We start from the raw sequence: 10,133 nt of genomic DNA, 5'->3' as shown, positions 1-10,133 counted from the left end.
TTGGACGAGCACTGGAACGGGCGGGGTAACCCACGCGGTTTGCAAGGCGGGGAAATCTCGTTGTTGGGGCGAATTTGTTGTCTGGCGCAAACGGTCGAGGTATTTTTCACAGCGTATGGAATCGAATCGGCCATGGATGTGGCGCGGCAGCGCCGCGGCGAATGGTTCGATCCGCAACTTGTTGACGCTTTGCTGGGCTTTAAGAACGATGCCAATTTCTGGGATCAATTGTTCAGCGACGACCTACCGCAAGTGCTTAGCCAGTGGGAGCCTGACGACGCTGTCCTACTGGCGGACGAGGCGTGCTTGGACCGCGTGGCTGAGGCATTTTCCAAGGTGGTCGATGCCAAGTCTCCTTGGACGTATCAGCACTCGACGCGCGTGGCGGAAATCGCCGTCGGCATGGCGCGCGAGTTTGATCGCCCGGCGACGGTGGTGCGCGACCTGCGTCGTGCCGCGCTGTTGCATGATATCGGCAAGCTGGGCATTTCCAATTTGATTTGGGATAAACCCGCTCGGCCCACGCCGCAAGAATACGAACAAATCCGCAAGCATCCGGCCTACACGCAACAAATTTTGGAAAAAGTCAATGCTTTTAAAACCCTGGCGGCCGTGGCGGGCGCACATCACGAACGGCTGGATGGAAGCGGCTACCATCACGGATACCAGGCCGATCAAATTCCCTGGGCGGCGCGGGTGTTAGTCGTGGCCGACGTGTTCGAAGCGATGTCGGCCAATCGGCCTTACCGCGATGCCGTGCCTTACGAGCAGATTTATCAAATGCTCAGTGCCGACGCCGGCAAGGGATTTGATAGCGATTGCGTCAACGCTTTAATTCGCTGGCAAAAGCAAAATGAACTCGAGCCCCGGGTCGAAGCCCAATTGCGTGAAGTGGAGCGCCTGCTGGCAGAATTATAATCCGCCTCCGCGATTCGGCCGGCGGCAAGCTATTCCGGCTGTGAAAACTCTATCGGTTTTTTGCAGTGCATCAAATACTCGGGCCGCACGCTGTGGACGACAAAAGCTGCAAACTCGATCTTCTTGATCCGAACCGAAGATTAGACCGGGTTAGGCCCGGAGGGTGCCCGGTTTGCACGGATTCTGTCTCGATTGTGCCCAAGGAGGGGCGGTGCGTTACTTTTTGTCCGCGTTGGCCGCCGGTTTAGCGATTACCGCGACTTTCCTATGCGCGGACTACGTTCGGGGCCAATCTGTTCCCTGCGACCAGGCCCGGTACTTTTTGACTCCATCGGAGTTTGACGGTGCGCTTCATTCCGATTCCAGCGATCGGGTTGACCTGCTGGGTAGCGCGGATCATTCACTCTCGAATTCCGGCCACGGCGCGTATTTTACCGGCTCTATTTCGGACGGTGCGCCTGTGCTGTTGACCAGTACCTCCGGCAACGCGCCTTCGGACAATTTCCGATTAAGCGGCAGCGCTGCAAACGCTGGGTACAATATCGCTCCAGAGGGCGCCAATTCCAATGCTTTAGGCAACGGCATGGGCTTTGCCTGCCAGCAAAACGGCGGCGCGATAGACAATTCTCTCCCTTTCACATGTTGCGATTGCAGCGCCGTTGGACAGAGCTGCGACGATGGTTTGCGGCACGGCCTGTACACGTTTGTGGGTTACGAAGCGTTCCGCGGCATCAGCGACGGCGGCTGGGAAAACAACGGCATTAATGCCGGAGTCAATTTTGGAACTCGCTTGGGAGTGCTCAGCGATTGGACGGGAATCGGATTTCAGATTGGCGGCAGCGTTGGAGCCTATGATTGGTCGGGAACTGATTACCGCCTGCAGGGAGAAAACAGAGCGCAAACACAGGGCTTTGTCACCTACGGATTTTTTCGGAAAGCCTCGGAGGACTCACCCTGGAATGCGGCAATCGTCCAAGATTGGATGATCAACGACAACTACGGCGTGTTTGGCGAAAATCCCACGTTGAGCCAGCTTCGCATGCAGGTGGGCTACGATTGGAGCGATTGGACCGAGTTCGGCCTATGGGGCACCGTGCGTGTGCTGGACGATTCTCGGCAAGTTGTCGGCTTTGGTAATGTCACCTGGCGGCCGATCGATCAACTCAGCGGCTACTGGCATCATTTATGGACGACGGGCGGTGCGGATACCACGATTTGGTTCGGTATTCCCGAACGCGACCGATTGGGAGGCAATGGAAGTTTGGGAGATTATTTTGTGGGTGCGATCACCACCGCGCCGCTAAACGACCGGCTTAGTTTATACACCGTGATCACTTACATGCACCCTTCGGCCACGCCAGGGCCCGCGGGTTCGAACGAGGATTTTTGGGATTTCACCATCGGACTGGCTTTTTACCCGCGCTGCAATGCGCGCAACCGTACGATTGCAGGGCAGCAGTGGATGCCGGCGCTGCCGGTCGCCAACAACGGCACATTCCTGGTCGATGCGAATCAGACGTTTTGATTCTCGTTAATTCTGATTAGGGCGAGCCTCCGTCCGCTGCCCGCCGCCAATATCTTTGCCATTGGCGGTAATGTCACGGCGCTAGCATGAGAGCTTTCGTCGCGATACACTTGCCCAAATGCTGTCCGCTCGCAATTTGGAAAGCGGACGGGAAGCAAAATAACCATTGTCGAGTAAGATTCTCATGGCACAAGAAAAATCAACTAACCTTCGTCAAGTGCTGCTGGTGGCCAGCGGCGATTTGCGGCTTTCTGCCAATCAGAAATGTTGGGTCGCCCAGCAGGAAATGGAACAGGCGCTAACCAAGGCAGTAGCCGAAGCGGGCTATGAATTGGTGCGGGCCCATCCGTACAAGCCCGACGAGCAACACGGCTTTATCTGCTCGCAGAAGGAAGGCATGAAAGTTTTTGCAGGCATCGATTCACAAACGCCACTGATTGTGGCCGAGGCCGTGTGGCAGTATTCGCACCATATTCTGGCGGGGCTGATTTCGCATCAGGGGCCGATTCTCACGGTCGCCAATTGGTCGGGAACATGGCCGGGGTTGGTCGGCATGTTGAATTTGAACGGTTCGCTGACCAAAGCCGGCGTGGCATATTCGACGCTGTGGAGCGAAGATTTTCAGGATGAGGCGTTCAAAACGAATTTGCGCCGCTGGCTGTCGGACGGGAACGTTCGGCACGACGTTGGCCATGTCACAAAGTTTTTATCTGTGACACGTCGGCACATGGAAAGCTTGGCAAAGGGTGCCGAACTTGCCCGCCAACTCCAGCGCGATAAAGCCATTATGGGCGTGTTCGACGAAGGCTGCATGGGCATGTTCAATGCGATCATTCCCGATCATTTGCTCAATCCCACGGGCGTGTACAAGGAACGGCTGAGCCAATCGGCGTTGTATTACGAGACGACGCAGGTGAAGGAGGACGAGGCGCGCGAGGTTCGCCGCTGGATGGAACAACGCGGCATGAAATTCGTCACGGGCAAAAACGAGGCGGACGAGTTGACCGACGCTCAACTTCTGCAGCAGTGCAAAATGTACATTGCAGCGGCGCGAATTGCCAACGATTTCGGCTGTGCGACCGTTGGCATTCAATACCAGCAGGGGCTGAAAGATTTGCTGCCGGCCAGCGATTTGGTGGAAGGGTCGCTGAACAACACCGACCGGCCGCCGGTGAAAAGCCGTGACGGAAAGCGGGTGCTTTACGAAGGCCAGCCGCTGCCCCATTTCAATGAAGTCGACGAATGCGCCGGGCTGGACGGTTTGCTGACTTACCGGGTTCACAAGGCGCTGGGGCAGCCGGTCGAAAACACGCTGCACGATTTGCGCTGGGGCGATTGGGACCGCTCCGGCACGACCGATCAATACGTGTGGGTGTTTTTAATCAGCGGCTCCGCGCCGCCGGCGCACTTCATCGACGGTTGGGCCGGCGCCAGCAGCGAACGGCAACCGGCCATGTATTTTCGCCTGGGCGGCGGCACGCTCAAGGGCATTTCCAAACCCGGCGAAATTGTCTGGTCGCGAATTTACATCGAAGACCATAAACTCAAAATGGATTTGGGACGGGCCGAAGTTGTGCAACTGCCGCGAGAAGAGACGGAGCGTCGTTGGAAACTAACCACGCCGCAATGGCCCATCATGCACGCGGTGACTTATGGAGTGAGCCGCGATCAGATGATGGCGCGGCATAAGGCGAATCACTTGCAAGTGGCCTATGCCAACAGCTCGGAAAATGCGGACCAAGCGCTGCTGACTAAAGCGGCCATGGCCGAAGCGCTGGGCATCGAAGCGTATTTGTGCGGCACGCGCAAAGGGGGCGCTAGCTGGTAAATTTTGAAATGTGAAGGCGGAGCCGCCCAGCCTCGATTGGGTTTGACGATTGCAAATCGTTGCGAAGCAAAAGATAATCAGGCTGTGCCGTGTCTTCACCTTGGGGGAAGTTCTATGCATCGCTTTCAGCGACATGCTGGTTTCGTTCTGTTAGCGGCCGGCTGGGCCTCGGCTGTCATTTGCGGCTACACCGTCGCACGCGCGGCGGAGAACGCAGCCGATCACAAGGGCTGGCGCGAAGTCGATTTGTTCGATGCCGACTGGCGATTTTACAAAGGGGACGCCAAGGGGGCCGAAGCACCCGATTTTGACGACGCCAATTGGCGCAAGCTGGACGTGCCGCACGATTGGAGTATTGAAGGCCCGTTCGATAAAGATAATCCCACCGGCGGCGCCGGCGCATTTTTGCCGGCCGGCGTGGGCTGGTATCGCAAGCACTTTACGCTACCGGCTGCGGATAAGGGCCACCGCGTATTCATCGAGTTCGACGGTGTCATGGCCAACAGCGAGGTGTGGATCAACGGCCACTCGTTGGGCAAGCGGCCCTTTGGCTACGTCAGCTTCCGCTACGACCTGACCGATCATCTCAACTTCGGCGACAAGCCCAACGTGCTGGCGGTGCGGTGCGATAATTCGCAGCAGCCCGCCTCGCGGTGGTATGCCGGAGCGGGCATTTACCGGCACGTGCATTTGGAAACGGTTAACCCGGTGCATTTGGATTTGTGGCCGCAATATGTGACGACGCCAAAGATCAGCGCCGACGAGGCGACCATTCACGTACACAGTACGGTGACCAATCAATCAGACAGGCCGGGCGAATTCGTCGTCGAAACCAACTTGCTTGATCCGGAGGGAAAACCGGCAGGTCCGAAGATGGCGGGAGAAATTAATTATCCGGTGAAGAAAATCTCTCCGGGGGAAACGGCGGAATTCGACCAAGATCTCACCGTTCCCAAGCCGCAACTCTGGGACTTGGATCATCCGAATTTGTATTCCGCCGTGGCCAAATTGTTTGCCACAGACAACCGCGAGACGCCAATCGACAGTTCGACGGCGCTTTTCGGCATTCGCGAGGCCAAATTCGATGCGGCGACGGGCTTTTCGCTGAACGGAAAAAACATGAAGCTGCTGGGCGTGTGTCTGCATCACGACGGCGGCGCCTTGGGGGCGGCCGTGCCGTTGTCGGTGTGGCAGCGGCGGCTGGAAGCGCTGAAGCAAATTGGCGTGAATGCCATTCGCACGTCGCACAATCCGCCGGCGCCGGAATTTTTGGATTTGTGCGACCGGATGGGTTTCTTGGTGATGGACGAAATGTTCGATTGCTGGACGGCGGGCAAAAACAAGTTCGATTACCATCTATACTTCAACGATTGGTGGAAAACTGATACGACCGATACCCTGCTGCGCGATCGCGATCATCCCTGCATCGTCATCTACAGTGCCGGCAACGAAATTGGCGACATCAATGCCAATAACGATAAAGGTTCCAGGGTTTTTGTGCCCATACGCGATGTAATGCACCAGCTTGATCCCACGCGGCCGGTGACCGTGGCGGTGCTGCAGCCCAACCAGCACGGCGTTTACGTCAAAGGCGGTTTTGCGGAACTGATGGACGTGGTGGGGCAGAATTACCGCGAGAACGAACTGGTGGCGTACCACCAGGCGAATCCGCAGACCAAAATTATCGGCACGGAAAATCATCACGACATGGGCGAATGGATTTATCTGCGTGATAACCCGGCGTATTCCGGACAGTTTTTATGGACTGGGTTCGATTATTTGGGCGAATCGAAGGCCTGGCCCAAAATTGGATACAACTGGGGCCTGTTCGACCGGATTGGCACGCCCAACGGCATTGGTTATCAGCGGCAAAGCTGGTGGAGCGACGTGCCGATGGTGCACCTAGTGCGGCGCGAACCGCCGCAACGCACTGCAGACAGGCCGAACAATGCGGAGCGCTTGCCGCGCTTTTACTCCGATTGGAGCCCACACGTGGCCGCCGACGAACATGGCGAAAACGTGCAGACAGTGGAAGCTTTCAGCAATTGCGACACGGTGGAATTGCTGCTGAACGATAAATCGCTTGGCGTGAAGCCACGTCCGGCGGACAATGCCTCGCCGCGGGAATGGAAGGTGCCGTTTGAGCCCGGCACGCTGCGGGCCATCGCCAGCAATGACGGCAAGGTGGTGGCCACGCACGAGCTGCGCACCGCCGGCAAACCGGCCAAAATTGCTTTAGAGACCGATCGGAAAGAATTGGCTGACGATTGGGACGATGTAGCGTTTGTTGGGGCGACCGTGGTCGATGAAAACGGCACGCCCGTGCCTGACGCGACGGAGCCGATCAAATTCGGTATTTCTGGTCCGGGCGCAGTGGTTGCGGTAGATGCAGGCGATCCTACCAGCACCGCGCCGTTCCAGACCGTCGAGTGCCGGCCGTTTCATGGTTTGTGCGCGGCGATTGTGCGATCGACGGCGCCTAAGGGGGAAATCACTTTGACTGCAACGTCCGCCGATTTGCCGGCGGCCACGGTTACCATGGCTGCGGCCGCAGCGAAATGACTTTTTCGCGATTCATGGGCGCAAAGCAACATTGAAATTGGCTCGCCAAGGGTCCCTTTCGATCTTTGAGCGTTTTTTTGGCGACGCTATAATCCGCCTGCCAGCAATGTGGATGGCGATCTTCTGTCCCCCAGCCCACTGCGCACGATGACAAAACTGCGGACATTTTGCACGGTTGCCACGAACAGCTATCTCCCGCAGGTGCGAGTTTTGGCGCGCTCGCTGCGCCGTCATCATCCCGGGGCGCGGGTCTTCTTTCTGCTGGCCGACAAAAAAGATGAACGCCTGCTGAAACCGGACGAGCCTTTCGAACTGATCGAGTTGGCCGCGCTGGGCGATTTCCAGACCATCGAGCGGATGTGCTTTTACTACACGGCCTTCGAGCTGTGCAACGCGCTGAAGCCATTTCTGCACGAATACATACTGAGCCAAACCGACGCCGACGAATGGATTTATTTCGACAGCGACATTCGCGCTTTCCAGCCGCTTGATCCGGTATTTGCGGATCTGCAGGGGGCGTCGATTTTGTTGCGACCCCATGCGACGCATCCGGTTCCAGATTCTTTTTCCGATCTGAATTACCCTGCCGAAGCAAAGCTTTTGCAGTGGGGAATTTACAACGGAGGATTTCTCGGGCTGCGCCGTTCGGAAGAGGCGCGAGAGTTCGTCGCTTGGTGGAAAAAGCACCTAATCCACGACTGCTACCACAAACAGTGGAAAATCACGGTCGATCAGCTATGGCTGAATCTTGTGCCGCACTTTTTCAAAAATTGTGCGACCTGCGTTCACCCCGGGGCGAACGTGGCCTATTGGAATCTTCACGAGGGCACTTTTGAAAAGCATTTCGATGGGACGCTGCTGTTCAACGGTTCGCCACTTTTGTTTTTCCATTACTCTGGTTGGCGGATCGACGACAAAGACCGAGTCAGCCGCCATTCGCGATTTTTCGATTCACGAACAGTTGCCCATTGGTCGGAAATTTCGGACACCTACGCGCGCGAGCTATTGGAAAACGGTTACGAAGCTTTGCAACAATGCGCTTATGGATTTGCGAACTTTGACGATGGTTATCCGATTCCGCTGAGAGCCCGGCGGGAATATCTGGCCCTGGTGAAGAGCGGCGAGGCTGAAAACTTTGCGCCGTTTTCCAGCCGCGTTCTGTTGAAAAGAATGCGTCGGCGGCGACTGTTGCAGCGTTCGATGAAGAACCTTCTGCCGGCTGTGATCAGGCGGAAGTTAGCGCGTGCAGCCTGATGCGCATCATCCAGCTTTGTTGAACAATTCAAAAAGCAGGCGGCCATCAAAACCGCAGCTCGATGCCGCCGGAAATGCCTTGGGCCCACATGGAAGTGTCGCGCAACACTTCGGTTGGCCCGGCGCCGATGCCCGTCGTCGGATTGGCGGTGGGCAAATCGGTGGAGCTGACGTTGGTGTCGATTTGATCGCCGACGCGGGCCACGCGGGTGATCAATAAAAACGTGTAGCCCACGGACAGATCGATTTGATCGGTCAGTCGATAGCGCAAATTCAGCTCCAATTCCGGCAAAAATGCAAATACGTTGCGGCTGTACGTGCCGTCGTTGCTGGGTTGCGCGAGCAGGCCTGGGCCTTGGGTGACATCTCCCGATGGATCGGTAATCGTGGTCATGCCATTGATATTTACCTTCTCGTGCACATTGCCGAATCCGAGGCGGGTGCTGCCATCCAGCGTCCAACGGTTGCGGTTCCAAGAGAACTGTGTGCCAAGCTGGGCCCCTTCAAAATCGTTGTCAGTTTGGAATTGATCGACCACATTCAGTGCGGTGCCGGGGACAAAATTGACGTTCGCCGGGTCGATGGAGATGATGTTCTCGAGAATCGACAAGTTCTCGCGAAATTCCAAATGCCGATAGCCCGCGATCCAGCCGAGTTGTGCTCCGTTGTCGCGCTCGAAGACGTGGCTGAAGGCGATTTCTGCGAAATCCATGGAACTGGTCGACGTGACACCGAGGGTGCCCGGCGTGTGGGGCTGCCCGATGACCACCGTGGGATACGCGGCCAGTTGCGAGTTTGGTACGCCGTCGCTGGTAAAGGGGCGCGCTAAAATTGGCGAGCCGGAAGAGTTGGCGAAAAAGTTCGCGGCGCCGGTGGGCTGGCCCACGGTCAGCCAGCTGGCTTCAAGGCCGTTGATGTTCTCGTCATCGAACCAAAAGCCCAGCGTGACCCGGCCGCCGTTGCGGGCGCCGATATCCACATAATTATTGCCGTACAGAATGGTCGCACCAGGCAACACTCCCGCCTCGCTTCGCCCAGTGCCGTCGGGGCTGGTCGTGACGAGCGGCGGTAAATGATTGCCTTGGATCCAGAGCGCCAAATAATCGACATGCACCCACCAGGGCTGGCAGCCGCAGCAATTGTTGCAGCCATTACCCGAGCCGCTGGAACTGCACGCGGCGCAGGTTTGCGAACAGGTGGGGTTGGTTTGCGCACAGGAGAGATTACTTTGCGCGCACGTAGAATTGGCTTGGGCGCAACCGGGGCTTGCTGGAAGTGTGGCAGGAGCCGGACGGGTTTGCTGATCTGTGATAGCGGGCGGCGGCACCGGCGGTTGAACCGAGGGATTGGGGGCGTCACTTTGCGCCGCGCAGGTTTGCACCTGGTTGTCAACCAGCTCCGTGCCGAGGTCGTGGGGATTGTCGCCGGCGGCGGTGCTCGCGGCAAAGTCGGCATTGATTTTTGCCACCATGAGGGGGCCGTTCAACGCGGCCGGGGCGAAGCTGTTGGGATCGATGGTCGGCGCGAAGTAATCGACATCGGCCAGCGCAGACGTCGCAGCTGGGAACAGCAAACAAGAGACGACTAAGGTGATAAAAGACGATTTCATGAGCGCTGGTGGCCAAGTGGCGACAATGTGCGGACTCAGTAAAGCGTATCGACAAATAGGGTTTGAGGGGTAAAACCGATTCTTGGGACTGAGTTGAGATGGGGGCTGGAGGGGGAGTTAGCCAGCGGGGATCGCAGCGTTTTCGGGCCGCAGAGTCCACCCGGTGCAAAAAGTTTTGCCAGTTTACCTGGATTAAAACGATTGACGAGTGAATGACCAGTGACCAAGCACCAATGACCAAATCGCGCCGGGCTGGCGCGCAGAGGAGCATTTGGAAAGAGTTTCCGGTGTCGTCGGCCCCGAGGGGTCGTGCGTTTTTGGTTGGTGGGGGAAGCGGCTGTGGTTCCGTGTGTCGCTGGGTCAGCGCCGAGCAAGCTCGGCGGCTAAATCGCCAGCGATATTACCGCCGGGATGAACCCGGCGGCTCGCTGGCCCGT

6 protein-coding genes are annotated in these 10,133 nt (G+C 57.3%); 5 read left to right on the top strand and 1 reads right to left on the bottom strand.

The window, feature by feature from the left end; translation table 11 throughout:
• The 5 genes from VMJ32_07250 to VMJ32_07230 form a co-directional block, all read left to right on the top strand.
• The coding region (locus tag VMJ32_07250) for an HD domain-containing phosphohydrolase (protein HTQ38807.1) at positions 1 to 918 on the top strand (918 nt) is incomplete at its 5' end.
• Between the two features lie 211 nt (positions 919 to 1,129).
• Positions 1,130 to 2,443, top strand: a complete 1,314-nt coding sequence (locus VMJ32_07245; GenBank protein ID HTQ38806.1) for a DUF6666 family protein — start codon at positions 1,130 to 1,132, stop codon at positions 2,441 to 2,443.
• Positions 2,444 to 2,627: 184 nt separating this feature from the next.
• A complete protein-coding gene (locus VMJ32_07240; protein HTQ38805.1) occupies positions 2,628 to 4,271 on the top strand; it encodes a fucose isomerase in 1,644 nt (547 codons plus the stop codon).
• Positions 4,272 to 4,385: 114 nt separating this feature from the next.
• Positions 4,386 to 6,833, top strand: coding sequence for a glycoside hydrolase family 2 TIM barrel-domain containing protein (locus VMJ32_07235; protein HTQ38804.1), 2,448 nt, complete (start codon positions 4,386 to 4,388; stop codon positions 6,831 to 6,833).
• A 147-nt stretch (positions 6,834 to 6,980) separates the two neighbouring features.
• Entirely contained in the window at positions 6,981 to 8,087 is a 1,107-nt protein-coding gene (locus VMJ32_07230) for a hypothetical protein (protein ID HTQ38803.1), read from the top strand.
• A 46-nt stretch (positions 8,088 to 8,133) separates the two neighbouring features.
• Here VMJ32_07230 and VMJ32_07225 read toward each other — a convergent pair whose 3' ends face one another.
• Positions 8,134 to 9,696, bottom strand: coding sequence for a BBP7 family outer membrane beta-barrel protein (locus tag VMJ32_07225; GenBank protein HTQ38802.1), 1,563 nt, complete (start codon positions 9,694 to 9,696; stop codon positions 8,134 to 8,136).
• Positions 9,697 to 10,133 lie beyond the last annotated feature (437 nt).

The organism is Pirellulales bacterium (genome assembly GCA_035499655.1).
Classification (GTDB): Bacteria; Planctomycetota; Planctomycetia; order Pirellulales; family JADZDJ01; genus DATJYL01.
Note: the sequence above shows the minus strand (reverse complement) of the source record. Positions and strands in the feature narration are given on the sequence as shown.